Consider the following 26,314-nt stretch of genomic DNA (forward strand, 5'->3'; position numbering starts at 1 on the left):
CGTGACGACGCCGCACAAACGCCTGTCGGTCCACGACGTCACCTTCTTCGGCGCTTCGTTGGCCGAAATGGAACAGCATTGGGCGGCACTCGGTGTGTCGCGATTGAGCGTCTTGGACAGTGAGCTGCTCGACCCACAATTCTCAAAGCTATTGCAGCGCAACATCTACACCGTCGAGGCGGTGTGCCACATCTTCGGCGGTGGCCGGCTGGACACCGCCGCGCGTGCGGCACAGGACGCGCTGCTGCCGGTGATCGACGCTGCGGCCGGGGTGGGTGCGCGCGTGGTCTATATGCTGACTGGCGGCCGGGGCACACGGACCTGGCCGCAGGCCGCCGACCGCTTCAGCGCAATGATCGCTCCCTGCGTCGAGCACGCGAAGCAGGCGGGCGTGGCGCTGGCGATCGAGAACGCCTCGAGCCTGTACGCCGACATTCATCTCGCCCACACCCTGCGCGATACCGTGGCGCTGGCCGAGATGAGCGGGCTCGGCATCTGCATCGAACTGTTCCACTGCTGGGCGGAGGGCGATTTCGAAGCGATGGTGCAACGGGCATTGCCGCGGACCGAGCTCATTCAGCTCAGCGATTACGTGCTGGGCGACCGGGCGCTTCCGGGTCGCGCGGTGCCCGGCGACGGCGCGATTCCGCTCGAAACGTTCATTGCCCAAGCTCTGGCCGGCGGGTACGCGCACGGATTCGACCTGGAGCTCATCGGGCCCCGCATCGAAGCGGAGGGCCGCTTGCAGTCCGCGCGACGCGCCTGCGACGCCGTCGGCGCGATACTGAGCAGATTGGGTGCCTGACAATGGGTTTCGGCGATGGTCGCGATGACGAGGCGCTGCAATCGGCATGGACCGAATTCTGTGCCCAGCTGCAGCGCGCGGGCGAACGGGTCTTCAAAGACGCCAACCCGACCGCCGCATTGCAGCGCGTTGATGCGTACCGGTTTCTTACCCAGAACCTCGGCCAGGCCTTCGATCTGGCGCTCGAAACCCGCGACACCGGCTACCCGGTGCTGCACACCTTCTGCGGCCCCACCCGCAAGCTGGGCGGGGACTGCGCCGACTTCACCTATCAACAAGCATGGATCGACGGACACTCGACCTACCGGCTCACCGGCACCCGCGGCACCGCGCGCTTCTTCAACGTCACCGTGCAGGGGCGACGCACGCCCGGCCCAGGCGTCTTGCACGAGCCCTTCGGCGACACACCGCAGGCCAACCTGCTGGGCCATCAACTCGATATCGATAACGACGGACGGTTCGAGCTGTACATCGGCGGTCCCGAGCGGGGGCCGAACTGGCTGCCCACCACGCCGGAGTCACGAAAACTGTTCATCCGCCAAGGGTTTGACCGCTGGGACGAATCGCCGGCGCGGATGCGCATCGAACGCATCGACATGGCCTCTCCCAAGCCCTTGCCCACCCCTGCCGACATGGTCGACGCGATGCGCTGGGCCGGTGATTTCGTCACCGGTCTGATGTCCGATTGGCCTGAATTCCCCTTCAACTACGGCGGCGTGGACGCCGAGGACCCGAACACGTTTCCGCGCGTCGGCGCCACCGACGCCGACAACAAGCGCGGCCGAGCCGCCGCCAACATGTATTGGGAGCTGGCGGCCGACGAGGCACTGATCGTCGAATTCGACGCCCATGACGGGCTGTGGATGTTCACCAACATGGGGGTCTTCTTCAACAGCATGGACTACCTGTATCGCCCGGTGAGCTACACACCGAGCCGCACCAAAACCGACCACGACGGCCGCATCCGGCTTGTTATGGCTCACCGTGATCCCGGCGTGCACAACTGGCTGGACACCCAGGGCTTCGAACGCGGCAATCTGACCTACCGACACATGCTCGAGGGCGAACCCGCCGTGCTGGACACCCGGGTGGTCAAGCACGACGAAGCGCTCGGCGCTCTGCCCGAAGGAACCGCCATGGTGAGCCCACCGGAGCGCACCACCGCGATGTGGGAACGCTTCCATGGCATTCGCCGCCGCTATGTCCTCTAGACGCCGGCGCTAGTGTCAAAGATCGTGACCGAGATCTCCGAAGACGAACTGGCCGGCCTGTCCGAATTCTCGCTGCTGTCCGAAAACGCCGAGCAGGCCGGGGTCTCCGGGCCCCTGCCCGAAGCGGAGCGCGTCGAGTCCGGCACGGGCGAAAGCAGAATCAGCGCCTTGCGCTGGGGCAGCACTCCCCCGCGGATCGTATTCGTGCATGGTGGCGGCCAGAACGCGCACACCTGGGACACGATCATCGTCGGCATTGGTGAACCCGCGCTCGCGGTCGACCTGCCCGGCCACGGCCACTCCGCCTGGCGCGAGGACGGCGACTATTCGCCGCAGCACAATGCAGACACCTTGCTGCCGATCCTGCGCGAGCACGCAACGACGGCCGACCTCGTCGTCGGCATGTCGCTGGGCGGACTGACCGCGATCCGGCTAGGCGCGGTCGCACCCGAGCTCGTCAAGGAACTCGTGCTGATCGACGTCACCCCCTCGGCGCTGCAACGCCATTCCGAGATGACCAAGGAGCAGCAGGGCACCGTGGCGCTCATGCACGGGGAACGCGAGTTCCCCAGCTTCGAGGCCATGCTGGACTTGACGGTCGCCGCCGCGCCGCACCGCGAGGTGAAGGCGCTGCGCCGCGGGGTGTTCCACAACTCGCGCAAGCTGGAAAACGGCAAGTGGACGTGGCGCTACGACGCCATCCGCACCTTCCCCGACTTCGCGAGCCTGTGGGACGACGTCGACGCCTTGCCCGCACCCGTGACCCTGGTGCGCGGCGGCTCATCGGGTTTCGTCAGCGACGAGGACGCGGCCGAACTCGCCCGTCGCGCAAAGCATTTCCGCGCAACGCACGTGGTGGAGAATTCGGGACACTCCGTGCAGAGCGACCAACCTCGCGCGTTGATCGACCTGCTGCGCGGGGTGCTCGACGCACGCTGAGCCTACGGTGGGGGGATGCCGTTTCCGTTTCCGATCCGCATCGGTGTCCAGCTGCAGCCGCAACACGCGCCGCAGTACAGCCAGATCCGCGATGCCGTGCGCCGCTGCGAGGACATCGGCGTCGACATCGCCTTCAACTGGGATCATTTCTTCCCGCTCTACGGCGATCCCGACGGCGGGCATTTCGAATGCTGGACGATGCTCGGCGCCTGGGCCGAGCAGACATCGCGCATCCAGATCGGCGCGCTGGTGACGTGCAACTCCTACCGCAATCCGGAGCTCCTGGCCGATATGGCCCGCACTGTCGATCACATTTCCGACGGCCGGCTCATCCTGGGCATCGGTTCGGGTTGGAAACAAAAGGACTACGACGAGTACGGCTATGAATTCGGTACCGTCGGCGGTCGCCTGGACGACCTGGCGACCGCACTGCCTCGAATCCAAGCTCGGCTGGCCAAACTGAACCCGGCTCCCACCCGCGACCTCCCGATCCTGATCGGCGGGAAGGGCCCACGAAAGACGCTGCGAATGGTCGCAGAATTCGGCGACATCTGGCACGGCTTCACCACCGTCGAAACCTATCCGGCCGCGGCGGCCGCGCTGGAGGAACATTGCGCCGCCGTAGGGCGCGACCCGTTTACCATCGAGAGGTCGGCCGGGGTCGAGAACAACAGCGGTGTTCGCCGCGGCGAGGGCATCGACGGGTTGATCATCAACGCCGAAGGCCTCACCGCGCTGGGCGTGACGCTGCTGACCGTCGGAGTGAACGGCCCGGACTACGACCTGACCGCGGCCGAAGCGCTGTGCAAGTGGCGCGATAGCCGTTAAAGCGGCCGCGCCGCATCAGATTCATCGGCCAAACACCTAAACGCACGCGCCAATTCGTGAGAAACTCTCACCGCTAGATGGTCGAACCGTGGTGTGAAAGAGACTCAACCAAAAGATGCCGAAGAAATACGGGGTCAAAGAAAAGGACCTGGTTGTTTCGCACATCCTCCACCTCTTGTTGACCGGGAAGCTGCGCACTGGGGACCGCGTCGACCGCAATGAAATTGCGCTGGGCTTGGGAGTGAGCCGCGTCCCTATTCAAGAGGCGCTGGTCCAACTCGAACACGACGGCATTGTGTCCACGCGCTATCACCGTGGCGCATTCGTCGAGCGGTTCGACGAAGCCACTGTCCTCGAGCACCACGAACTCGACGGGCTGCTCAATGGGATCGCGTCCGCCCGCGCGGCGACCAGTCCAACGCCGCGGATCCTCGGACAGCTCGATAGGCTCATGCGCTCGCTGCGCAGCGCCAAGGATTCGCGCGCCTTCACCGACATCGCCGCCGAATACCGGCGCACGGTCAACGACGAGTACGCCGGTCCGCGACTGCATGCCTCGATCCGCGCCTCGCAAAACCTCATCCCCCGCCTGTTCTGGACGACCTATCAAAGCGGACGCGACGAGATGCTGCCGTTCTACGAAGACGAGACCTCGGCGATACAGCGGCGCGACCCCGAAGCCGCGCGGGCAGCGTGCGTCGAGCGCTCCTTTCTGATGGCCCAGACCATGCTGGCCGAACTGTTCCGCCGGCGGGTCTTCATCCCGACCGACGACTTCAGTCGGGTCGTTCCCGGCCCGCTGCAGGTCATCTCCAACGCGGACACCGTCCGCGGCGAAGCATCGCTGTCGCTTTGAACCGACTCTGAGCGGGCCGCGTCGCCGTTCAGTCGTTACGGTGACAGTGATGAGTTCGCGCGGGGGCCAGCACACCAAGCGCCGCGGAAGGGCATTCGGCCTGGCCGCGACAGTCCTCATCGCATGCGGCGTCGCGTTGGGTGGACCCGTTGCGCCGGCGGCCGCCGACTGGAATCAGTGCGCGCCGGCCGGCGTGGACAGCGCGCGGACCCTCCCTAAAGACCTGACCGAGAACCCGGCCACCGGCGAGGACGACCGCGACACAACGGCATCGGTCGAGCCAATCAGCGCGGTCGACGTCGGCGCCTTGGGCCTGGGCACCCCGGGCGTCCTGACGGTCGGCACGCTATCGGACGCCCCGCCCAACATCTGCATCAATCCCACTGGCGAATTCAGTGGCTTCGACAATCAACTGCTGCGTGCCATCGCCGACAAGCTGGGTCTACAGGTCCGCTTCGTCAGCACCGACTTTTCCGCGCTGCTCGCCCAGGTGGCGTCCCGGCGGTTCGACGTCGGCTCGGCAGCGGTCAAGGCCACCGACGCCCGTCGGCACACCGTCGCATTCACCAACGGCTACGACTTCGGGTTCTATTCGCTGGTGGTTCCGCCCGGTTCGGCTATCCACAAGTTCAGCGACCTCGCGGCGGGCCATCGCATCGGCGTCGTGCAGGGCACGGTAGAGGAGTCGTACGTCGTCGACGTACTACATCTGCAACCCGTGAAGTATCCGGGCTTTGCCACCTTGTACGCCAGCCTCAAGTCCCGCCAGATCGATGCGTGGGTGGCGCCAGGAACCCTCGCGGCGACCGTCATTCGCCCGGGTGACCCGGCGGTGGTCGCCGCGAATACTTACAGCCCAGGCAATTTCGTGGCTTATGCGGTCGCGCAAGACAACAAGGCGTTGATTGACGCGCTCAATTCCGGGCTGGACGCCGTCATCACCGACGGCACCTGGGGGCACCTGTACACCCAATGGGTGCCGCGGACGATGCCGCCCGGCTGGAAGCCCGGCTCCAAAGCCGCGCCCATCCCCAAACTGCCGGACTTCGCCGCGATTGCGAAACAACATCGCTCGCCCGCGGGCCCACCCGCCCCGAAATCACCGCTGGCCCAGTTGGGTGATTCGTTCTTCGACTGGAATATGTACCTACAGGCCATTCCCATTCTGTTCACCACCGGATTGCCCAATACCTTGATTCTGACCAGCAGCGCGCTCGTGATCGGCCTGGCGCTGGGGATGGTGTTGGCGATGGCGGGAATCTCGCACCGGCGCTGGCTGCGTTGGCCGGCCCGGGTGTACACCGACATCTTCCGCGGGCTGCCCGAAGTGGTGATCATCTTGCTGATCGGGATGGGCATCGGCCCGTTGGTCAGCGGGCTGACCAACAAGAATCCCTACCCGCTCGGCATCGCCGCACTGGGATTGATGGCCGCCGCCTACATCGGTGAGATTTTGCGCTCCGGAATCCAAAGCGTCGATCCCGGACAACTGGAAGCGTCTCGGGCGCTGGGCTTCAGCTATGTCACCGCGATGCGCCTGGTGGTGGTACCGCAGGGAATCCGCCGCGTACTCCCCGCGCTGGTCAATCAGGCCATCGGGCTGTTGAAGGCCTCCGCGCTGGTGTACTTCCTCGGCCTGATCGCCGATCAGCGGGAACTGTTCCAGGTCGGACGAGACCTCAACGCCCAGACCGGAAGCCTGTCGCCGTTGGTGGCGGCCGGTCTCTTTTACCTGCTATTGACCATTCCGCTAACGCATTTGGTGAACTACATCGACACCCGCCTTCGCCGCGGCCGCCGCGCCGCCGCGGCAGAGGACGACGCCGACATGCTTGCGACGACGTTCGGGCAGGAAATCACGTGACCTCCGGCATTCACGCGCGTACGTCAGTCTCGCTGGCGGCCAAAGACGTTCACCAAACCCTGGGCGAAAGCAAGGTGCTGCGCGGGGTCGATATCGAAGCACCCGCGGGCAGCACCGTGGCGATCATCGGGCCGTCTGGCTCGGGCAAGTCGACACTGCTGCGCACCTTGAACCGTTTGCATGAGCCTGACAGCGGCGACATTCTGCTGGCTGGCAGATCGGTGCTGCGCGATGATCCCGACGAGCTGCGCCAGCGTATCGGCATGGTGTTCCAGCATTTCAATCTCTTCCCGCACCTTAGCGTTCTGGAAAACGTTGCGATGGCTCCACGAAAGTTGCGACGTCTGCCGGCCGGCGAGGCCCGCGACCTGGCGCTGACCCAGCTGGACCGAGTTGGCCTGAAGCACAAGGCCGGTGCCCGGCCCAGCATGCTGTCCGGCGGGCAACAACAGCGGGTGGCGATCGCCCGTGCGCTGGCAATGGCGCCGCAGGTGATGTTTTTCGATGAGGCGACCTCGGCGTTGGATCCCGAAATGGTCAAAGGAATACTGCAACTCATTGCCGACCTTGGCGCCGATGGCATGACAATGGTTGTGGTAACCCACGAAATGGGATTCGCGCGGTCGGCATCCGACGCCGTCGTGTTTATGGATCACGGCAAGGTCGTGGAATCGGGCCCCCCTGAGCAAATATTCGACGCCGCAGAGACCGAACGGCTGCGGCGGTTTTTATCCCAAGTGCTTTGATCTCAACTATCTACTGGGCGATAGCCTTGTAAGCACCTCATATCGGGATAGACTCCCGATTTATGGCAGACAGCGAATCGACCCCGGCCGAGGTAGCCGAGCTCGCCGAAGGTTTGCACCGCGCGCTGTCTAAATTGTTTGCCATTCTGCGCCGTGGAGACCCCAGCGGTGCGGCGGCCGGAGAGTTGACCCTCGCGCAGTTGTCGATCCTGGTCACACTGCTCGACCAGGGCCCGATCCGGATGACCGATCTCGCCGCACACGAACGGGTGCGGACTCCCACCACGACCGTGGCGATCCGCCGGCTGGAGAAGGTGGGGCTGGTCAAGCGTTCCCGCGACCCGTCCGACCTGCGTGCGGTGCTCGTGGACATCACCCCGCGGGGGCGCGCTGTCCACGGTGAATCACTGGCTAATCGGCGTGCTTCGCTGGCCGCGATGCTGAGCCAGCTCCCGACGTCCGACCTCAATACCCTGATGCAGGCGCTGGCGCCGCTGGAACGGCTGGCCTCCGGTGACCCGGCGTCCGGACCAGCCGGCGTGCCACCCGCACGCAAGGAAGCCTGAAAATAACTCCGCATCAACGCTTTTCGGTTTGCGTCTACGGTGTCGGTAAACTGCAGGGCATGCCCAACGCACTCATAACCGGCGCCGGCGGCGGTATCGGATCGGCCATTGCCACAGCGCTGGCACCCACGCATACCCTGCTGCTGGCCGGCCGGCCGTCCGATCGGCTCGACGCGGTCGCGGAGCGACTCGGGGCCACCACGTTCCCGCTAGATGTCACCGACTCCGGCGATATCGAAGCCGCCTGCGAAATTGTGGACGAACTCGACGTGCTGGTGCACAACGCGGGGTTGGCGATACCCGGCAGTGTTGCCGACTCGAACGTCGACGAATGGCGTGCCACATTCGCCGTGAACGTCTTTGGACCGGTGGAACTTACGCTGGCGCTGCTGCCGGCGCTGCGGCGGGCCCGCGGGCAGGTGGTGTTCATCAACTCCGGCTCGGGCCGCACCGCTTCGCGGGATATGGCCTCGTATTCGTCCAGCAAGTTCGCGCTGCGCGCCTTCGCGGATTCGCTGCGCAGCGATGAACCGGAGTTGAGGGTGACGACGATTTATCCGGGACGGACCGACAGCGACATGCAGCGAGAACTCGTCGAATTCGAGGGCGGCACCTATGACCCCGCCAACTTTTTGAAGCCCGAAACGGTCGCGGCCGCGGTCGCCAATGCGGTGGCCACCCCGCCTGACGGTCATATGCACGAGGTGGTGCTGCGGCCCGCCGAGCGCTAAGCGGCACTAGACGACCAGGTTGACCAGTCGGCCCGGGACCACGATCACCTTGCGCGGATTCGCACCCGCCAAAAACGCCTGGACCTTTTCGTCGGCGAGCGCGGCGGCCGTCAACGTGTCCTGATCGGCATCGGCGGCCACCAACACGCGTCCGCGCACCTTGCCGTTCACCTGAACCGGGTACTCGACCGTGTCGTCGACCAGATAGGCGGGGTCGGCGACCGGGAAGGGACCGTGCGCGAGCGGGGTCTGGTGACCCAGTCGCAGCCACAACTCCTCGGCCATATGCGGGGCCAGGGGCGCCAACATCAACACCAGCGGCTCGACGGCCGCACGCGGCACCGCGTCGCGATGCTCCTTGGTGAGATGGTTGGTGTATTCGATCAGCTTGGCCGCAGCGGTGTTATTGCGCAGTGCGGCATAGTCTTCCGCGACGCCGGCGATCGTCCGATGGAGTGCTCGCAGCGTATCGGTCGCCAACTCTTGTGCCGGCTCGTCGATCACGCGGGTGTCACCGGTCTGCTCGTCGATCACCAAACGCCACACGCGCTGCAGGAAGCGGTGGGCTCCTACGACGTCCTTGGTCGCCCAGGGCCGGGAGGCCTCCAGCGGGCCCATCGACATTTCGTAGACACGCAGGGTGTCGGCGCCGTAGTCGTCGCAGATCTCGTCGGGCGAGATCGAGTTTTTCAGGCTCTTACCGATTTTCCCGAACTCCTGGAAGACTTCGACCTCTCCCCCGGGCCCCGGGTAGACAAAACGGCCGTCCCGTTCGACCACTTCTTCCGCCGGGACGTACGAGCCGCGAGCGTCGGTGTAGGCGAAGGCCTGGATATAACCCTGGTTGACCAGCCGGCGAAAGGGCTCACTAGAGCTCACATGGCCCAGGTCGTAGAGGACCTTGTGCCAGAACCGCACATACAGCAGATGCAGCACCGCGTGTTCGGCGCCGCCGACGTACAAGTCGACACCGCCCGGATCCTGCGGCCCATGCTCAGCAGGCCGCGGACCCATCCAGTAGGCCTCATTCTCCTTGTCGCAGAACCTTTCCGAATTATGTGGATCGGTGTAGCGCAGTTCATACCAGCAGCTTCCGGCCCACTGCGGCATCACATTGGTGTCGCGGCTGTAGGGCTTGAGGCCGTCGCCGAGGTCCAGATCGACGTGCACCCACTCCGTCGCCTTGGCCAGCGGCGGCGAGGGCTCGCTGTCGGCGTCGTCGGGGTCGAACAGCACGGGCGAGTAATCCGCCACGTCAGGCAGCTCGACCGGCAGTGCGGCTTCGCTGAGCGCATGCGCACGCCCGTCCGCGTCGTAGACGATGGGAAACGGTTCGCCCCAGTAGCGCTGACGGGCGAAAAGCCAGTCACGCAACTTGAATTCGATGCGCGCCCAGCCGCGACCCTCGGCCTCCAAGCGCGCGGTGATCTTTTCCTTGGCCGCGGCCACATCCAATCCGTCCAGGTAGCCGGAGTTGATCAGCACCCCGTCGCCGGCGTAGGCGGACTCCGAAATGTCGCCGCCGGCAATGACTTCCACAATCGGAAGACCGAACTCGTGGGCGAAGTCCCAGTCGCGCTGATCGTGGCCGGGGACCGCCATGATCGCCCCGGTGCCGTATCCGGCCAGCACGTAGTCGGCAATGAAGATCGGCACCGGTTTCCCGTTGGTGGGATTGGCGGCGTAACTGCCCAAGAAGACGCCGGTCTTCGCTTTACTCTCCTGGCGTTCGAGGTCCGACTTGGATCCGATCGCCTGCCGGTAGGCGGCGACGGCCTCGCGCGGTGTGGCGGCGCCGTACGTCCAACGTGAGTCGGTGCCATCCGGCCAGGCGGCCGCCGCCAACTCGTCGACCAGATCGTGCTCGGGCGCCAGCACGAGGTAGGTGGCGCCGAACAGCGTGTCGGGCCGGGTGGTGAACACCTCGATTTCGACCGTCTCGCCGTCGGCACCAGTCGCCGCGAACAGCGCTTTGGCGCCGGTGGACCGGCCGATCCAGTTGCGCTGCATCGTTTTGACCGGCTCGGGCCAGTCCAGTACGTCGAGGTCGTCGAGCAGCCGGTCGGAGTATGCGGTAATTCGCATCATCCACTGCCGCAATCGTTTCCGGAACACCGGGAAGTTGCCGCGGTCGCTGCGCCCGTCGGCGGTCACCTCTTCGTTGGCCAGCACGGTGCCCAGACCGGGGCACCAATTCACCATCGAGTCCGCCCGGTAGACCAGCCGGTGGCCGTCGATCACGTCGGCGCGCTCCCCCGCCGACAGCCCGGACCAGTCCCGCCCGTCCTCGAGGCCGCGGGCGCCGGAATCGAATTCGGCGACCAATTCGGCGATGGGGCGTGCCTTATTGGCGGCGGTGTCGAACCAGGCGTTGTAGATCTGCAGGAAGATCCACTGGGTCCACTTGTAGAACTCGACGTCGGTGGTGGAGAAGCTGCGCCGGCTATCGTGGCCGAGGCCTAGGCGTCCGAGCTGGCGCCGGAAATTGACGACGTTGGCCTCGGTCCGGGTGCGCGGATGGGTTCCGGTCTGGACCGCGTACTGCTCGGCGGGCAGCCCGAATGCATCGAACCCTAACGCGTGCAGCACGTTACGGCCGGTCATCCGGAAGTAGCGGGCGTACACGTCCGTTGCGATGTAGCCCAATGGGTGGCCGACATGCAGCCCCTCCCCCGACGGGTAGGGAAACATGTCCTGCACGAACAATTTGTCGTCGGGGACCGGGGCTCCGTCCGCCGGTGCCAGCGAACCGACCGGGTTGGGCACGTTGAACGTCCCAAGCTTCGCCCAGTTCTCCTGCCACGCGCCTTCGATACGACCCGCCAGCGCCGCGGTGTAGCGATGCGGCGGCGCCTCAGAGTCGGGCGCGGCGCCGCCAGAGCTGCTCGCTGGCGAAGCGGTCGGGGAGTCGGTCACCTGAACAGGGTATAAGGGCCGACACGTCGGGTCCGCCGGCCACAGGTTGGTCTCGGTTCCGTTGCGCGCCGATCAGAGGTTCATCCCAGGTGTGTTTCGACCCTGTTCACCGCCTTTGACCTCTAGTTACAGTCAGCCACTATCGACGGGTTCTGGTAGGCAGCCATTGGAAGGACCGACGCAGATGATTGAGATCGTCCCCGTCCACCGGGCACTCCTCGGCGGTGTGGTCGCTGGCCTGATGGGTCTGGCGGTTGTTGCGGGCGGCACGGCATCGGCAGACCCGGTGCCTCCGGCGCCGACACCCGTCCCCGCGGTTCCCGCGCCGGCGCCGCAGAACCTCGGGCCCGAGCTGGTGCCGCCGAGCAGATATCTCGCGGCCCCGCCGGCCGGCAACCAGATCGCCCCGCGGGCGACCGCCACGGCACCGGGAACCACGGCTCCGGCCGCGATCACCCCGGCGGCTCCGGTTCCGGCGACGTCCGGAACGATCCACGAATTCCTGCAATCGAAGGGCGTGAAGCTCGAGGCGCAAAAGCCCCAGGGCTTCAATGCACTCGACATCACCCTGCCGGTGCCCGCGCGCTGGACCCAGGTGCCTGATCCCAACGTGCCCGATGCGTTCGCGGTCATCGCCGACCGGCACGGCAGCAGCATCTACTCGTCGAATGCGCAGGTCGTGGTGTACAAAGTGGTCGGCGACTTCGATCCGAAAGAGGCCATCACCCATGGCTACGTCGACAGCCAGAAGCTTCTGGCCTGGCAGCCCACCAACGCCGCGATGGCCGATTTCGGCGGCTTCCCGTCGTCGATCGTTGAAGGCACCTACCGCGATGGTGACTTGACGCTCAACACGTCGCGGCGCCACGTCATTGCCACGTCGGGACACGACAAGTACCTCGTGTCGCTCGCGGTGACCACCGATCGCGCGGTGAGCGTCGCCGACGCACCGGCCACCGACGCCATCATCAACGGATTCCGCGTCAGCGCTCCCGGTGCGGCCGCCCCGGCGCCGGCGCAGGCTCCCGCCGCCTCTCCGGTTGGGCTGCCCGCTCAGGCTGCCGTCGCTGGACCGGTCGCGCCTGCCGCTCCGGCACCGGCCGCTGCTCCGGTCGTCCCGGCGCCGGCAGTGGCTCCAGTCGCGCCTACCGCCCCGGCACCCGGCGCGACGCCGCTGGTACCGCTCGCCCAGACGTCACCCGCGGCCCCGGTCGGGCTCCCCGCGCAGGCGCCGATGACAAATCCGCAGCGCACACCCAGCCTGTTGGCCATGGTGCCGGGACTGCCCCCGCTACCGAACTTCTCGTTCCTGCAGCACTAAAGGGCGGCGGCGCCGGCACCCGCAGAGCCGGGTGCGCGGGCCGGTGACCCGGCTCGTATTGTGAGCCCATGCTGATTGCGGGCGTGCTGTGCATGTGTGCGGCGCTGGCCTCGGCGGGGTTCGGCACCTGGTCGCTTGCGCACAACCGCAATTTCGGCGCCACCGCATTGGCGCTGCGCGCGATGGCGCCGACGCAGTTGGCGGCCGCCGTGATGCTGGCAGCCGGCGGCGCGGTGGGCGTGGCCGCGGTCCCAGACACCGCGCTGGTTGTGCTGGTCGTCTGTGTGGTGGGCGCGCTGGGAACGTTGGCCGCGGGCTCGTGGCAGAGTGCGCGCTTCGCGCTGCGCCAGGAGGCAGCGGCGCCCGCCTGCGCCGGCAGCTGCGCCGGCTGCACGCAGTCGTGCCACTGAACTGAACCGGGGAAGAGGCCCTAATTTCGGCTGACGTCGATGGGGTGGGTGGCGAGCAGCGAAAGCGGCAGCGGCTGGCGACGCAGGACTTGGCCCCACAGGTCGGACCTCGGTCCGACCAGCACGTCGGATGGCAAGGCGGACAATACAATCCAGTCGTCGCGTTCGATCTCGCCTTCCAGCTGACCGATAGTCCAGCCCGAGTACCCCGCGAAGATCCGCACCCCTTCGACCAGTGGCGCGATCACGTCGGGGTCGGCGTCCAGATCGACCATGACCACCCGGCCGTCCACGTGCCGCAAGCCCGGCACTTCTTCGGGATCGGCGCCGACGCGCAGCGTCGCCAGACACAGCGCCGCGTCACGCTTCACCGGCCCGCCGATGAACATCGTCTTCGGCTTGGCCGACAGCTTGGTCCACTGCGGCAACACGTTGTACACCGCTGTTTCGCTGGCGCGGTTCAGGACGACGCCCAGCGTGCCTCCGTCGTTGTGCTCGACGATGTAAATCACGCTGCGCCGAAAAGTCGGTTCGAGAAGGTCGGTGTTGGCGAGCAGCAAAGTGCCCGCGCGCACCCGTTGCGCGGCAGGTGCGACGTAGTCCTCAGGATCCTCCGGCGGTGGCACCACACCATCATCGCATCCGGTGCATCGTGGTCCGGGGCAATCGAGAGCGTGGGCCAGGGGGATTTGTACTGTTATTAAGCGGCTCTGATCGCGCGAGCTTTGCCAGCCCCAATCGTGGAAGTCGGTTTCGGTGATCCCAACCCGGATGCAGTCCAGCGCACCCGTAGAAATTTGGCGGTCGGCGCGCGGTTTGCCTGATTTCTGGCGGCTGCTGCAGGTGCGCGTCGCGAGCCAGTTTGGTGACGGTTTGTTTCAGGCGGCGCTGGCCGGAGCCCTGCTGTTCAACCCTGATCGGGCCGCCGATCCGCTTTCCATAGCGCGCGCCTTCACGGTTCTGTTCTTGCCGTACTCGCTGCTGGGTCCGTTCGCTGGTGCGTTGATGGACCGTTGGGATCGGCGGCTGGTGCTCGTCGGCGCCAACGTGGGCCGGCTGATCCTCTTCGCCGCGATCGGCACGATCCTGGCGATGCGGGCCGGCGATATAGCGCTGTTGCTGGGCGCCCTGTTCGCCAACGGATTGGCCCGGTTTGTCGGGTCCGGGCTGTCGGCGTCGCTGCCGCATGTGGTGCCGCGCGAGCAGGTGGTGACGATGAACTCGGTTGCCACCGCATCCGGGGCCATCGCGGCGTTCTTCGGCGCAAACTTCATGCTGGTGCCCCGATTCATCTTGGGGGCCAGCGACAAGGGCGCCTCGGCGATCGTGTTCATCACGGCGATTCCCGTGTCGATCGCGTTGCTGTTGTCCTGGCGGTTCGGTGCGCGGGTGCTGGGCCCCGACGACACCCGGCGAGCGATCCACGGACCCGTCATCTACGCGGTGATCACCGGCTGGTTGCACGGCGCACGCACGGTGGCGCAGCGTCCTACGGTCGCCGCCACCCTGTCCGGCTTGGCCGCCCACCGGATGGTCGTCGGCATCAACTCGCTGCTGGTTTTATTGCTGGTCCATCACATGCCCAATCTCAAGGGTGGGGGATTCGGCACTGCCCTGCTGTTCTTCGGCGCCGCGGGCCTGGGCGCCTTTTTGGCTAATGTCCTGACACCACCCGCGATCCGCCGCTGGGGACGCTACGCGACGGCAAACGGCGCGCTGGCGACGTCGGCGATCATCGAGGTCGCCGGCGCCGAGCTGCTCGTCCCGGTCATGGTCGCGTGCGGCTTCTTGCTCGGCATCACCGGGCAGATGGTCAAGCTTTGCGCCGACACCGCGATCCAGATGGACGTCGACGACGCTCTTCGCGGGCATGTGTTCGCGGTGCAGGACGCGGTGTTCTGGGTCGCGTTCATCGTCTCGATCACGGTGGCCGGCATCTTGATTCCCGACGACGGGCACGCGCCCACCTTCGCGCTGTTCGGATCTGTGCTCTACCTGATCGGCCTGGCCGTGCACATCATCATCGGTCGCAGCGGCGAGACGGCGAGCGATCGTTAAGGTACAGACGTGAGTTGTTCGACCTCCGCAGCCGATAGTCGAGGGCGGCGATGACCGGTCCCGCGCCCATGGTCGACGACCTGCGTGCCGAGAGCGACGCGCTCGACGAGCTGGTCGCGCCATTATCGTCCGACCGCTGGGCCGACCCGACGCCGGCGCCCGGCTGGACCATCGCACACCAGATCGGCCACCTGCTGTGGACCGATCGGGTCGCTCTGATCGCGGTCACCGACGAGGCCGGATTCGCCGAGGTGTTGTCGGGCGCGGCCGCCGACCCGGCGGGCTTCGTAGACAACGGCGCCGAGGAGCTGGCGGCACTGGCGCAGGCCGAGCTCCTCGCCGACTGGCGGCTCACCCGGGGACGGCTGCACGACGCGCTGCTCACGGTGCAGTCCGGTCGCAAGCTCCCGTGGTTCGGCCCACCGATGAGTGCGGCATCGATGGCCACCGCGCGCCTGATGGAGACCTGGGCACACGGCCTCGATGTCGCCGATGCCCTGGGCGTGACGCGACCCGCGACCGAGCGCCTGCGGTCGATCGCTCACCTGGGGGTACGCACCCGCGATTTCGCCTTCGCGATCAACGATTTGGCGCCACCGGCCGAGCCGTTTCTGGTCGAGCTGCGTGGTCCCGGCGGCGACACGTGGACCTGGGGGCCGGCCGATGCCGAGCAGCGAGTCAGTGGGTCCGCGCAGGATTTCTGTTTCCTGGTCACTCAACGGCGTCCGTTGAGCGCCCTCGACATCACTGCCCAGGGCGCCGACGCCCAGCGCTGGTTGCAGATCGCTCAGGCTTTCGCGGGGCCTCCCGGCGCCGGTCGATGAGCGCGTGAAACGCGCGAAGAGAGCCGGGGCCCATCAATTCACGCGCCGGTCGATGAGCGCGTAGAGCACGCGTCAGTGCAGCGGCCCGCCGTAACTCGCCTGGTTCTCGGCCTCAGCCTCCTCGCGCAGTGCGGTAATCGCGACGTTCAGTCTTTCGGCCAACTCGACGTGGCCGTACCCGGTCATCACCCCGGGATGCAAAGTCAGTGTCAGCAACCGGCCATCGGAATTCGCAACTGCGTAAATGTCACCGAGGTCGACACTGTAGGTGACGGCTTCGGCCTGCGCCACAAGGGCTTCCCACTTGTCGGCCGCCTCGCTCAGTTCCCGAAGAACCGATTCGACGAGATCCTTCTCGCTGAGATTCGCGCGACTGCCCGAACCCGCCACCATGACAGTATCGTCGACCCCTCCGACCAGCGTCAATTCATATGCGAGCAGGTTTGCGGCAAACCGCCGGGCGCTCACCCGGCAAGCTTTTGATACCAGGCTAGGTGGTAGTTCGCGGACACAGCGTCTCCGCTGGCGATGCCCTCGGTGGCGGCCATCAACAGGCACTTGAGCAGGAGCGCGGGATTGACGTTCGGATACTGAACCAAGAGCTGGTAGCGCGAGGTATCGAGATGGACCCGCAGGACGTCGACCTCCTGGTCGACGACAACCGTTCCCGCGGCGGCAGCTCCGGCCAGCCTCAGCACGATCTTGGGCAAATCGTCACGCCCACGCGTGGCCGCGCTCAGCACGCTCGCAAGATCATCGATGCCGGGCAAGGTGCGTGGCTCCACCGACGACCTGGTCGCGGTGAAGTTGACTGAGCGGTGCAACGAATCACCGGGGGTGTACGTGACGACGCGCGCCGTTTCGCCGATCAGCGCGGCGACCCTGCCGCTGCGACGCTCGGGTTCCAACAACCGCACACCCCCCGGAAGGTTGATGCCTGAAGGTATCCAACCGTGAGCGAGATCGGTGACCAGTACCGTCGTGCCGTCGCCACGATCTCCGATCGCCCAATTCAGGCGCGGCTCCTGCCGGACCACGAACTCGAGCAACCGGTTCAGCCGCTCATTGTCGAAACCCGCTGAGGTTGATGGCTTTTCGGTGCTGGGCCGGGTGGCGGAGGAGGCCCTGTCGCGTTCAGCAACGACGGGCGTAGCGTCGGCCGCGGCAGGCGTGGCTTCGGCAACGGGTTCCTGCGGCTCCGCGTCAGTGGTGTCCGGCTCGTCGACGACCGCGTGGTGGCGACCGGAGTCGGCCTGGTCCGAAGCCGGCTCGGGCGCACGCTGCACCGGTTCGAACGCCGGCTCCGCCTGCGTGACCACCGGAATGACCTGCGTCTGCTCGAGATGCGCTGCGTCGGCGGTGCCCGCAAGCTCATCCTCGTTAGTGGTCGGCTCGCTGGCCGCCTCCTGTTGGTTCCCACCGACCGGCTCGAAGACGGCGTGGTGGCGACCGGAGTCGGCCTGGTCCGAAGCCGGCTCGGGCGCAGGCTGCACCGGCGCCGTTGCCGGCGCCGGCGAAACAGGTTTGTCCCTGACCACCGGGATGACTTGGGTCTCGCCGAGATGTGACACATCGGCGGTGCCGCGGGCGGCGTCGTCGGCAGGGGCTTCCTGCCGGGGTGCCTGCGGTGTGCCGGGGTCGGCGACTGGCTCGACCGCAGACTCTCGACGACGCCTTCCTCCCGGGTGTGGGGTTGCCTCCGCTGGAAGCGGCGTGGGCGCCTCGGCGACGGGCTTTGCCTCGCGGATTGCCGGCAGCACCTGCGTCTTTTCAGGGTCCGCCTCGGACGGCTCGAGCCTCGGTGGGGGACTAGCGGGGGCGTGGGCTCCACTTCGCATGGCATGCAGATAACGAATCGTCGATTCCACTCGGCGCACCGCACGGCCGCGGGCCTCGTCGATGACTCGCGCCTCCGCCGCCTGACGGGAAAGGTCGGTCATTCCCGATCGCTTGAGCAACTTCAGCTCATCGTTGGCGGCATGCGCAATTCGTTGCAGGTCGGCCTTGAGATGTTCAGCGAGAGTGGCAGTTTCGGCTGTGGCCGTCGACAGTTCGGCAGGCCACAACCCGCCTGTCACCCACGGGGTGCAGTCGATAGGGGAGCTGAAAGCCGGCATCGCCAGTGATTCCCGGGTAGCTCTCCGGAGGCGCTGACGCGCCGACATCCGACCGAAGACCGCCACCGGCTAAGCGTACCGGGACGCGGCCGGCGACTTATGCGGTCGGTGAATTGTGCGGTCGCAAGGCCCTGGGTAGCGTAAGGGCATGGCTGATTCTGCACTGCAGCAGCAACTCGATGAGGTGCGCGCCTTCCTCGCTCGCGCGCGAGAGTTGTTCGGCCCCAATCCGGTAGAGCCGCCAACCGGTGTCGCTCCCGATCCCAACGCGGCTAGGCCCCGGTTACGCTAGGCCTGCGGCTCGCCTGACAACCCTCTAGATCGCGCCGTTACGGCGGCGCAGTTTGTGCGCCAACAACTTCTCGATGGCCGCATCAAGGTCGCGGGGGGTCGGGACCACTGCGGAGGGGGTGTGCCCGGCCGCGACGATCTCGTCGCGGATTTCCAGCAACGCTTTGAGGCATGACACGTCGGCGGTCAGCAGGATGCCGTGCGCCAGCGTCTCAGCGTCGGTTTCCATCGCCTCTTCGCTCAGCGCGACGCTGTGCATATAGCCGCCGCGGCAAGAGCGGACAAGAATGTGTCCGCTCGGGTGAACGGTGTCGAACGCGGGATTCGCGTCGGTCATCGACCGCGGTCGACGATGTCGCCGAACTTCCCTGCCGCCTCCTGCTCATGCTGTTCCCACATGGTCGCCGACACGTTCAGTTTGTCGGCCAGATCGGCATGGTCAGCAGCTTGCTGCTCATAGCACTGGCGTCGAAGTTCCAGCAGCTCACGGCCCGCGTCGCGCAGCTCACTGAAGATCGGCCCGAGCGAATCGAGACTCTCTTGGATCGCGGCGTGCGACGACGGGACGGTACGCAAGTACTCCGAGGTGTCCTGGTGATGCGCGGCAGCCTGACGTAGGTGCGCAGGCACTACATGAATTGAATCTGCCATCCGCTGTCTCCTGTTGACGACCGCCGGTTGCGCCGGCGAGTTCAGTTTTGTCAGGTGGTCGACGAGGTCGCCGGCCGGGTAGGTGTCGGTGGGTCAGGCTTGGCCGACGTCGTTACTGCCGCGTTCGACGCCGGCGGATGCTCCCAGCCTAGGAAGCTCGGCCCGCTCACGGTGGCGATGTGTTGAATTTGGCCATCGAGAAGCGCCTTGCCGGGGCCAAGGGCGAGCGCGTGACGATCGGTGAACATCCCGATATCGCCGGGCGCAACCTGCAGGGAATCGATGGGACTGGGCACCGCGGTTCCCGGCGGGGGAATGGTCATTCCCTGCTGTTGGAAGGCCTCCGCTATCGGGGCGCCGCCGACGGCGGCCGTGATCGCCGCTGCCAGCTGCGGGTTAGCAGCGGTGACCGTTTCCCCGTCGGGCAAGGTCACCGGTGTCGGACCGGCCGACGGCTCATCGGATGACGTCCCGTGCCGGGCATCGGTCCCGTCGCCTGGCTCGTTGGAGGCGTCGCGCGAGCTCGGGTCCTGGTCCTGGTCCTGGTCGTTAGGCAGCTCCTCGTCGGCCAGATCCTCCAGAGCCGGATCGGTCCTTTCGCCGCCCTGCAGCCCGGAGAACGGAAGTTCGCCGGGTCCTTGCCAACCGGCCATCGACGCGGGCAGAGAACCAAGCCCCGGGAGTGACCCGCCTCCGAAGGTAGGCATGGCGGGCGCCATCGGCTGCTGCGGTATGGCCGGCATCGCGGCCACGGTGGCCGGATCCGGCCCTGAAACATCGCTGGACAGCCCGTCATCGTCGGCCAATAAGGAGTCCAGCAGCGGATCCCATTCGGCGTCGACATCGTCGGTCACAGCGCCCGCGGGTCCATCACCAACCGGCACCGCGGCTCGCGGGCGTTCGCCTGGGGCATTCGGTTCACCCTTGGAGGCGTCGTACAGCGACGTCCAGGCGGCCATCAGCGCCGACTTCGACGTGTCATCCAGGCTGGCGTTCAGGACGACCTCGCGGATGTCTCGGAGCTTGCCGATGAGAAACCGCTGGAAGTCACGCGCCCCCGCCGGGGTATCCAGGTCCGACCTGGTCCGGACCGCGGCTTCGGTGTCGTGTTGCAGCTTGGTGAGGGCTTCGCGGCCATCAACCGCATGCAGGTGCGCGTTCAGGATCGCCGAGATTACCTGCAGGTCCAGCTGCGAGCTCGCCGAGTTCTGTTGTGCAAGCGCCGCTTCAGCGTTGGCGATAGCGTCGGCAGCATCGCCGGTTTCGCGATCCGGCGGTGCCGTGGCTTCGGCGGCCGGCCGCCGCACGGGTGGATTGGCCGTCGTTCCGGCGCCGAACGCGCCGGCGTGCTGTTGGCGGATCTTGCGCAGGATTGCCTCGATCTGTTCGGGGCGGGTGGTCGGGGTGAGCACGGCGGTCACTTCGCCCGGCGTTAAACCCGTCTGCCATGCGCTCGGATCACCGGTGCGATCTCGGACGTATTTGACCGCGGCAAGCAGGTCGTCGTAGGCCGACATCAGCCCAGCAGGAGCCGGCGCAGCTTGCACGAACGCTGCTGCGGGAAATGACGCGGCCCCTCCATGTTCGGCGACAGTACTGCGGGGCATAGTTGCCGACAATTCACTGTGCTGCACGGTGTGGACTGGCTCTGGTTAGCGACTGTCGGCGCCGTACTGGGCCCGAAGGCTCTGCAACACAGCAGCTTTCGCCTGACCGAATTCGCGCGCTTCGGCCACGACCGACGCGATCTCGCGTTGCTTGGCCATCAGAAACTTTCGAAACTCGCGCGCGCCCATGGGGGTATCGAGGGCGAGGTCCCCCTGGTTCACAGTCGCGTGGTCGATCTGCTCGGCGATGGAGTCCAGTCGCCTGACGCTCGCGCCCGCTGCGTCGTGAGCGCTGGTCAGCACCTCGTTCAACACCCGATCGGCTTCGGACGCGATGCCGTGCTGACTCGCCAGCGCCGACTGCCGCGCCTCAACGGCCTCTAACGAGGGCCCGGGTTGTTCCGGCATCGGCTCACCCCATTCATCGTGCCCGCGTCACCGGGCGGTCTCGGCTTGTCATATCGGACGGCGGATCGCAACGTTGTTGCCCAGTCGGCTTATTCGCACCGAGGCACCCGAATAGGGCGCCTCCACAACCAGGTTGTTCCCGATGGCCAGCTGCACATGGCCGGCGTGCGGAAACACCAGATCACCGGGCCGCACCTGGGAACGGGGCACCGGGATGCCGTCGTTGATCTGCTGATACGTGGTGCGATCCAGGTGAATACCGGCCTGGGCGTAGCTCCACTGCGCCAGCCCGGAACAGTCGAACTGGTCGGGTCCGGTCGCGCCCCAGACATATGGTCGGCCCAGTCGAGACAATGCGGCGCGCACCGCCAGCCCGGCACGGTCGTTCGGCAGCCCCCGCAGTACAGGAACCCCGAGCCGATGGTCGCGCCGGAGCCGATAACGCAAGGCCAGCAGTTCAGCGTAGCGGCGTCGCGCACGCAAGCGCGCCGACACGACGTGCGCCCGCTGGGCCCGCAGCCGAGTCACGCGGCGCCGCATCGCCTCCCGCTGGGCCAAGGGCGTCGCCGGCCTCTCGGCATCCGCGCGGGCCGCGTCCAGGACGCTTCGGGTCAGGTCGCTGGCCTGTGCTCGACCGCGGTGCGCGCGGGTAATGATTTCGGTGGCCGCGGCGTCGGTGCCGGCCGCCGCGGTGAGGCGTTGCCGGCTGTGGTCCACCGCGAGTTGGTAACCGCCGTGCGCCATCTTGTCGCTCAGCCTGGCCGCTCGCTGCAACGCATTGCGGTAATGCGAGCTGTCTGCGTTCAGCGACGACGGCTGGGTGCTGCCGGCGAAGAGTTGATGGGCACGGCTCAACGCCTCGACTTCGGATTGATTCACGATGCCCCCTCGTCGTCCTGGCTTGCCTCTTTTTGGCCCGACTCGACCGCGTCGGTGAATGCGCGGACGCGGGGGAGAGCACCCGGCGCGATCACCCCCCGATTGCGGATATCCCACATCTCGTCGACATTTACGCCGACCAGGGCGGCAATGACTGTCTCCGGTAACGACGACTGGGCGCATGCCCGGTCGAAACGGGCGCTCAAGCTGGTGGGCATCCGCTTTAACAGCGCCGCACGCGTCGCCTCCAAAGCTTGGAGATGCTCCATCAGCCGGTCTGTCGAGTCGGCGCCGGCGTTCACGGCCACCCGCCAGGAGCTGGCGGCGAGCATCTCTGCCTTCACGCACTGCGCGATCACAGACAGAATATACGTCTCATATTCGTTTGATGTTGTCGCAGGCAATCGATCGATGACGGATTTGAGAGCATCGAGCTGCGCTTCGGCATAGCCTTCCAGCACTTCCGTGTCGCTATGACGGTCAACCACCACCGGTCCGCTGCGCCGCGCGGGCATGGGAGCCGGCGGCTGCACGGACATCAGGCGCGCCAGCTCGGCATCCGGATCGGCGGCCACCAACAGCCGTGAGTAGGTGCCCGGCGGCAGGCCGAGGCCGTTTTCAATCTTCTGAACTGTACTTTTGTGCGGTTTGCGGGCACCACGCTCGAGGAAGCTGAGGCCCATGATGCTCACCCCGGTCGCGGCGGCGAGGTCGGCTAGTGACCAATCGCGTGATTCACGCAATGCGCGGATAGCCGCACCGGCCGACTCACGGGTCACCGCACGCTCCGGCCATGGGCCGGATATTACACAGCCAGTGGCGTCGATAGCGGTATATACGTTTTTGTCACGTTTCTCTTGCGCTGAGCCTGCGCTTCTGTATACGCTTCTTTCTACGTTTCACGCTCGACAAGGAGACCGATATGGGACACCCATGCGCAGTCAATCCGGAACTTTGGTTCGGCTACCCCGACGACGACGGTGGTGACGGCGCCGCGAAGGCGCGCGCATACGAGCGGTCGGCCGCCGAGGCGCGGATCCAATGCTTACGCCGCTGCCCGCTGGCGCAACAGCGCCGCTGCGCCGCGCACGCCATCGCGCACCACGAGGAGTACGGCGTGTGGGCCGGGGTGAAGCTGCCGGGCGGCCAGTACCGCAAGCGTGACCAGCTCGCTCACGCACACGACGTCCTGCGGCGCATCGCCGCCGGCGAGATCAATGCTCGACAGCTGCCCGAGAACGCGGCGCTGCTGGCACGTCACGAACACGAGTCGGTCGCGGTGGCCGCGGTCGTGCTCCACCTCCCGCTGGCGCAAGTTAAACCCCGTTCGGCTGCCTGACATTTCGTCGAAAGCCGCGATAGCAGTTTGCTAAGCCGGTCAACGGGGTAGTCGGGGTCGGCAAGAGAGTCTGTCGACCTAGAGGCGCCCCCATGACGTTCGACCTGACCCCGACGGCAGCACAACACGACCTCGCCCGGCGTACGCACGAGTTCGCCGAATCCGTAATACGCCCAGTAGCGCTCGACTATGACCAGCGACAGGAATTTCCCTGGGCCGTGCTGGAAGAGGCGGCCCAGCGCGGTTTCTACAGCCCGCTCTTTTACCGCGATCTGATCGGCGATCCGACCGGCATCTCGCTGCCCATGTTCATGGAGGAGCTGTTCTGGGGCTGCGCGGGCATCGGGTTGGCCATCGTCATGCCGGCGTTGGCACTGTCAGCGATCGGCCAGGCCGCTTCCCCAGAGCAGATGCTGGAATGGGCGCCCGAATGTTTCGGCACGCCAGGAGATCTCAAACTCGCGGCGTTGGCCATCTCCGAACCCGAGGGCGGCAGTGACGTGCGTAACCTGCGCACCTTCGCGCGCCGCGACGGCGACGACTGGATCATCGATGGCCACAAGATGTGGATCGGCAATGGTGGCATTGCCAATGTGCACGTGGTCAACGCAGTGGTCGACGAGGAGCTCGGCCATCGCGGTCAAGCACTGTTCGTAGTGCCGGGCGGCACACCCGGACTGAAGCTGGTGCGAAAACTCGACAAGCTGGGCTGCCGGGCGTCTCATACCGCCGAGTTGCTCTTCGAAGACGTGCGCGTTCCGGGCGCCAATCTACTTGGCGGACAAGAAAAGCTTGAACACAAACTCGCCAAAGCACGGGAAGTCGTGGCGGGCGGAAAGCGGTCCGGTTCGGCGACGTTGGGCACCTTCGAGCAGACCCGACCCATGGTCGCCGCCCAAGCCATTGGCATCGCCCGCGCGGCGCTCGAGTACGCCACCGCGTACGCCACCGAGCGCGAGGCTTTCGGCGGCCCCATCATCGACAATCAGGGCATCGCATTCCCGCTGGCGGAACTGGCGACCCAGATCGACGCCGCTCGGCTGCTCACATGGCGTGCATCGTGGATGGCGGCCAACAACGTCCCCTTCGAGCGAGGCGAGGGCTCGATGTCGAAGATGGCCGCCAGCGAAGTCGCGGTCAAGGCTACCGAACGCGCTATCCAGACCATGGGCGGCTGGGGTTACATCACCGATCATCCGGTCGAGAAGTGGTATCGGGATGCCAAGCTGTACACCATCTTTGAAGGAACCAGCGAGATCCAGCGGATGGTCATCTCCAACGCGCTGGGCGCCGCCGTGGGCACCCCGCCGCTGCATGTGGTGTTGGAGCCGTCCGGCGGACCGCTGAACCGGGTGTTCGGGCGAGGGGCCCCGCTGCGATCCCGGGCCGCCGACAACGCGCTGTCTGTGAAGGATCGCGTGCCCGAGCCCATCATGCGGCTTGCCATGAAGGTGCTGCGGCCCCCGCGCAAGTAAGCACGCCGGGTACGGTCGCGGATGAAGGCGCAGCATTGAGGACCCCGCGACGGAGGGTGGACGATGAGCAATCTTGAAGTCGCTCCGGCCGAAGTCGCCTGCGCTGCTTCACAATACCTGGGCGCCTCTTCGACGGTGGAAGTGCTGCAACCGCGCGAGGTTCCGTTGGGTGGCCCCAGGGCGATGCGGGTGCAACGCACCCTTCCGCAACGCCAGCGTTCGCTCGTCGGGGCATGGTGTTTCATCGACCATTACGGCCCGGTCGACGCGAGAATGGACGTCCCACCGCATCCCCACACGGGACTACAAACCGTCAGTTGGTTGTTCAGTGGGGAAGTGGAGCACCGCGACAGCGCCGGCGTACACGCGGCCGTTCGGCCCGGCGAGCTGAATCTGATGACCGCGGGGGCTGGCATCTGCCACTCGGAAGTCTCGGCCGATACCGGCGCCCCGCTGCACGGTGTCCAGCTCTGGCTGGCATTGCCCGCACCCGATCGCGACACCGGGCGAGACTTCGCCCATTACGCGCCCGCGCCCCTGGCACTGCCGGGTGCGAATGCGCGCGTCTTTCTGGGCGAGCTGGCCGGCAGTCGGTCGCCGGTGCCGACGTTTACGCCGTTGCTGGGCGCCCAGATTGACCTCGAGACTGGAGCCACCCTGGACATCGACGTGGACCCCGCCTTCGAGCACGGGGTGCTGTGTGATTCCGGGACCATACACGTGGACGGGACGGCCCTGGCGGTCGCCGAGTTGGCATACCGAAGTCCCGGCCGGCCCCGGCTGCAGGTGCATAACGCGGGGGAGGGACCCGCGCGGGTGCTGCTGCTCGGCGGCACGCCGTTCGCCGAAGAGTTGGTGATGTGGTGGAACTTCGTCGGACGAAGCCATGAGGACATCGTCAACTACCGCCGACTGTGGGAGGACGCCGACGACCGATTCGGCGCCGTCCAGGGATACCGGGGAGCGTTCGCCCGGCTGCCCGCCCCGCCGCTGCCGACCGCTCGGCTGCGGCCCCGGCCTACACCGCAAAGAAAGGGAAGCACAGATGACAACCGATAAGACCGGTGTGGAAGCCACGGTTAGCCTTCAGGACGGCAAGTACACGATCACCGTCGAGGGTAAGACCGTGGGGCTGGCTGATTTCGCCGACCGCGGCGATCAGCGCGTCTTCTACCACACCGAAATCGATCCGGCGTACGGCGGACGTGGGCTGGCGACCATCCTTGTCGAGGAGGCGCTCAACGAGGCCCGGGATGAGGGCAAGCGCATCGTTCCGGTGTGCTCGATGATCGGAACGGTGCTCAAGAAGCATCCGGAATTCGACGACATCACCGACCCGGTCACGCCGGAGATCACGCAGTGGGTGCGTTCATAGCGAGGTGCTGATTCTCGTTCGGAGTTCGAATCAGAATTCACGGCGACCGGACAATCAATATTTCAGTGCTGCGGAGGGGAAGCCTGCCGTCGACTGC

27 protein-coding genes and 1 pseudogene are annotated in these 26,314 nt (G+C 66.3%); 18 read left to right on the top strand and 10 right to left on the bottom strand.

Annotated elements, in window-relative coordinates; translation table 11 throughout:
* The first annotated feature begins 1 nt into the window (after nt 1).
* From VFW69_RS21405 to VFW69_RS21445, 9 genes are all read left to right on the top strand, one after another.
* The gene (locus VFW69_RS21405; protein ID WP_526504334.1) at nt 2-805 is read left to right on the top strand and encodes a sugar phosphate isomerase/epimerase family protein; all 804 of its coding nucleotides are present in this window, start codon (nt 2-4) and stop codon (nt 803-805) included.
* Nucleotides 806-807: 2 nt separating this feature from the next.
* Nucleotides 808-2,016, top strand: coding sequence for a DUF1214 domain-containing protein (locus VFW69_RS21410; protein ID WP_526504336.1), 1,209 nt, complete (start codon nt 808-810; stop codon nt 2,014-2,016).
* A 24-nt stretch (nt 2,017-2,040) separates the two neighbouring features.
* A complete protein-coding gene (locus VFW69_RS21415; protein ID WP_526504338.1) occupies nt 2,041-2,955 on the top strand; it encodes an Rv0045c family esterase in 915 nt (304 codons plus the stop codon).
* A gap of 15 nt (nt 2,956-2,970) precedes the next feature.
* Nucleotides 2,971-3,783 carry an LLM class F420-dependent oxidoreductase gene (locus tag VFW69_RS21420; protein WP_526504340.1) on the top strand — a complete coding sequence of 271 codons (813 nt, stop codon included), beginning with the start codon at nt 2,971-2,973 and terminating at the stop codon, nt 3,781-3,783.
* 115 nt (nt 3,784-3,898) lie between these two features.
* The gene (locus VFW69_RS21425; protein ID WP_526504342.1) at nt 3,899-4,639 is read left to right on the top strand and encodes a GntR family transcriptional regulator; all 741 of its coding nucleotides are present in this window, start codon (nt 3,899-3,901) and stop codon (nt 4,637-4,639) included.
* A 49-nt stretch (nt 4,640-4,688) separates the two neighbouring features.
* Nucleotides 4,689-6,503: an ABC transporter substrate-binding protein/permease gene (locus tag VFW69_RS21430; protein ID WP_526504344.1), complete on the top strand. Its 1,815-nt coding sequence runs from the start codon at nt 4,689-4,691 to the stop codon at nt 6,501-6,503.
* On the top strand, nt 6,500-7,249 hold the full coding sequence (locus tag VFW69_RS21435) for an amino acid ABC transporter ATP-binding protein (protein WP_526504346.1): 750 nt from the start codon (nt 6,500-6,502) through the stop codon (nt 7,247-7,249). Before VFW69_RS21430 ends, VFW69_RS21435 begins: the two co-directional genes overlap by 4 nt.
* Nucleotides 7,250-7,311: 62 nt before the next feature.
* The gene (locus VFW69_RS21440) at nt 7,312-7,815 is read left to right on the top strand and encodes a MarR family winged helix-turn-helix transcriptional regulator (RefSeq protein ID WP_526504348.1); all 504 of its coding nucleotides are present in this window, start codon (nt 7,312-7,314) and stop codon (nt 7,813-7,815) included.
* Between the two features lie 59 nt (nt 7,816-7,874).
* Entirely contained in the window at nt 7,875-8,546 is a 672-nt protein-coding gene (locus VFW69_RS21445) for an SDR family oxidoreductase (RefSeq protein WP_526504350.1), read from the top strand.
* Between the two features lie 6 nt (nt 8,547-8,552).
* On the opposite strand, the gene leuS is transcribed toward VFW69_RS21445, so the two are convergent.
* On the bottom strand, nt 8,553-11,462 hold the full coding sequence (gene leuS, locus VFW69_RS21450) for a leucine--tRNA ligase (RefSeq protein ID WP_526504352.1): 2,910 nt from the start codon (nt 11,460-11,462) through the stop codon (nt 8,553-8,555).
* A 184-nt stretch (nt 11,463-11,646) separates the two neighbouring features.
* Here leuS and VFW69_RS21455 point away from each other — a divergent pair, with 184 nt between their 5' ends.
* A complete protein-coding gene (locus tag VFW69_RS21455) occupies nt 11,647-12,783 on the top strand; it encodes an LpqN/LpqT family lipoprotein (RefSeq protein WP_526504354.1) in 1,137 nt (378 codons plus the stop codon).
* Nucleotides 12,784-12,851: 68 nt separating this feature from the next.
* Nucleotides 12,852-13,193 carry a hypothetical protein gene (locus tag VFW69_RS21460; RefSeq protein ID WP_526504356.1) on the top strand — a complete coding sequence of 114 codons (342 nt, stop codon included), beginning with the start codon at nt 12,852-12,854 and terminating at the stop codon, nt 13,191-13,193.
* Between the two features lie 20 nt (nt 13,194-13,213).
* Here the strand turns inward: VFW69_RS21460 and VFW69_RS21465 are convergent, their stop codons facing one another.
* Nucleotides 13,214-13,822: a YqgE/AlgH family protein gene (locus VFW69_RS21465; RefSeq protein ID WP_526504358.1), complete on the bottom strand. Its 609-nt coding sequence runs from the start codon at nt 13,820-13,822 to the stop codon at nt 13,214-13,216.
* Nucleotides 13,823-13,918: 96 nt separating this feature from the next.
* Between VFW69_RS21465 and VFW69_RS21470 the strand changes: the two are divergent.
* Together VFW69_RS21470 and VFW69_RS21475 are read left to right on the top strand one after the other, a co-directional pair.
* Nucleotides 13,919-15,251, top strand: a pseudogene (locus VFW69_RS21470) (MFS transporter).
* A gap of 50 nt (nt 15,252-15,301) precedes the next feature.
* On the top strand, nt 15,302-16,075 hold the full coding sequence (locus tag VFW69_RS21475; RefSeq protein WP_526504360.1) for a TIGR03084 family metal-binding protein: 774 nt from the start codon (nt 15,302-15,304) through the stop codon (nt 16,073-16,075).
* Between the two features lie 72 nt (nt 16,076-16,147).
* Here VFW69_RS21475 and VFW69_RS21480 read toward each other — a convergent pair whose 3' ends face one another.
* A complete protein-coding gene (locus VFW69_RS21480) occupies nt 16,148-16,468 on the bottom strand; it encodes a DUF2710 family protein (RefSeq protein WP_526504390.1) in 321 nt (106 codons plus the stop codon).
* Between the two features lie 71 nt (nt 16,469-16,539).
* Entirely contained in the window at nt 16,540-18,258 is a 1,719-nt protein-coding gene (locus tag VFW69_RS21485) for a DUF5632 domain-containing protein (protein WP_526504362.1), read from the bottom strand.
* 82 nt (nt 18,259-18,340) lie between these two features.
* Here VFW69_RS21485 and VFW69_RS21490 point away from each other — a divergent pair, with 82 nt between their 5' ends.
* A complete protein-coding gene (locus VFW69_RS21490; protein ID WP_526504364.1) occupies nt 18,341-18,484 on the top strand; it encodes a hypothetical protein in 144 nt (47 codons plus the stop codon).
* A 24-nt stretch (nt 18,485-18,508) separates the two neighbouring features.
* Here the strand turns inward: VFW69_RS21490 and VFW69_RS21495 are convergent, their stop codons facing one another.
* The 6 genes from VFW69_RS21495 to VFW69_RS21520 all read right to left on the bottom strand — a co-directional run bounded on the left by VFW69_RS21495 (nt 18,509) and on the right by VFW69_RS21520 (nt 22,807).
* Nucleotides 18,509-18,820: a DUF2694 family protein gene (locus tag VFW69_RS21495; RefSeq protein WP_526504366.1), complete on the bottom strand. Its 312-nt coding sequence runs from the start codon at nt 18,818-18,820 to the stop codon at nt 18,509-18,511.
* Nucleotides 18,817-19,134, bottom strand: coding sequence for an ESX-1 secretion-associated protein (locus VFW69_RS21500; protein ID WP_499917397.1), 318 nt, complete (start codon nt 19,132-19,134; stop codon nt 18,817-18,819). Before VFW69_RS21500 ends, VFW69_RS21495 begins: the two co-directional genes overlap by 4 nt.
* A gap of 50 nt (nt 19,135-19,184) precedes the next feature.
* Nucleotides 19,185-20,651 carry a DUF4226 domain-containing protein gene (locus tag VFW69_RS21505; protein WP_526504368.1) on the bottom strand — a complete coding sequence of 489 codons (1,467 nt, stop codon included), beginning with the start codon at nt 20,649-20,651 and terminating at the stop codon, nt 19,185-19,187.
* A 135-nt stretch (nt 20,652-20,786) separates the two neighbouring features.
* Complete coding sequence (locus VFW69_RS21510; RefSeq protein ID WP_526504370.1) at nt 20,787-21,149, bottom strand: DUF4226 domain-containing protein; 363 nt, start codon at nt 21,147-21,149, stop codon at nt 20,787-20,789.
* A 48-nt stretch (nt 21,150-21,197) separates the two neighbouring features.
* Complete coding sequence (locus VFW69_RS21515) at nt 21,198-22,028, bottom strand: C40 family peptidase (protein WP_526504372.1); 831 nt, start codon at nt 22,026-22,028, stop codon at nt 21,198-21,200.
* Nucleotides 22,025-22,807 carry a helix-turn-helix domain-containing protein gene (locus tag VFW69_RS21520; RefSeq protein WP_526504374.1) on the bottom strand — a complete coding sequence of 261 codons (783 nt, stop codon included), beginning with the start codon at nt 22,805-22,807 and terminating at the stop codon, nt 22,025-22,027. The genes VFW69_RS21515 and VFW69_RS21520 overlap by 4 nt, the downstream gene beginning before the upstream one ends.
* 143 nt (nt 22,808-22,950) lie before the next feature.
* On the opposite strand from VFW69_RS21520, the gene VFW69_RS21525 reads away from it, so the two are divergent.
* The 4 genes from VFW69_RS21525 (at nt 22,951) to VFW69_RS21540 (ending at nt 26,217) form a co-directional block, all read left to right on the top strand.
* Nucleotides 22,951-23,367 (top strand): WhiB family transcriptional regulator, encoded by a 417-nt coding sequence (locus VFW69_RS21525; protein WP_526504376.1) that lies wholly within the window; start codon nt 22,951-22,953, stop codon nt 23,365-23,367.
* A 92-nt stretch (nt 23,368-23,459) separates the two neighbouring features.
* Nucleotides 23,460-24,842, top strand: a complete 1,383-nt coding sequence (locus tag VFW69_RS21530) for an acyl-CoA dehydrogenase family protein (RefSeq protein ID WP_526504378.1) — start codon at nt 23,460-23,462, stop codon at nt 24,840-24,842.
* Nucleotides 24,843-24,905: 63 nt separating this feature from the next.
* Nucleotides 24,906-25,901: a pirin family protein gene (locus VFW69_RS21535; protein ID WP_526504380.1), complete on the top strand. Its 996-nt coding sequence runs from the start codon at nt 24,906-24,908 to the stop codon at nt 25,899-25,901.
* A complete protein-coding gene (locus VFW69_RS21540; RefSeq protein WP_526504382.1) occupies nt 25,888-26,217 on the top strand; it encodes a GNAT family N-acetyltransferase in 330 nt (109 codons plus the stop codon). Before VFW69_RS21535 ends, VFW69_RS21540 begins: the two co-directional genes overlap by 14 nt.
* The last annotated feature ends 97 nt before the right edge of the window (nt 26,218-26,314 follow it).

The sequence above is a fragment of the Mycobacterium sp. genome (genome assembly GCF_036273375.1).
Taxonomy (GTDB): domain Bacteria; phylum Actinomycetota; class Actinomycetes; order Mycobacteriales; family Mycobacteriaceae; genus Mycobacterium.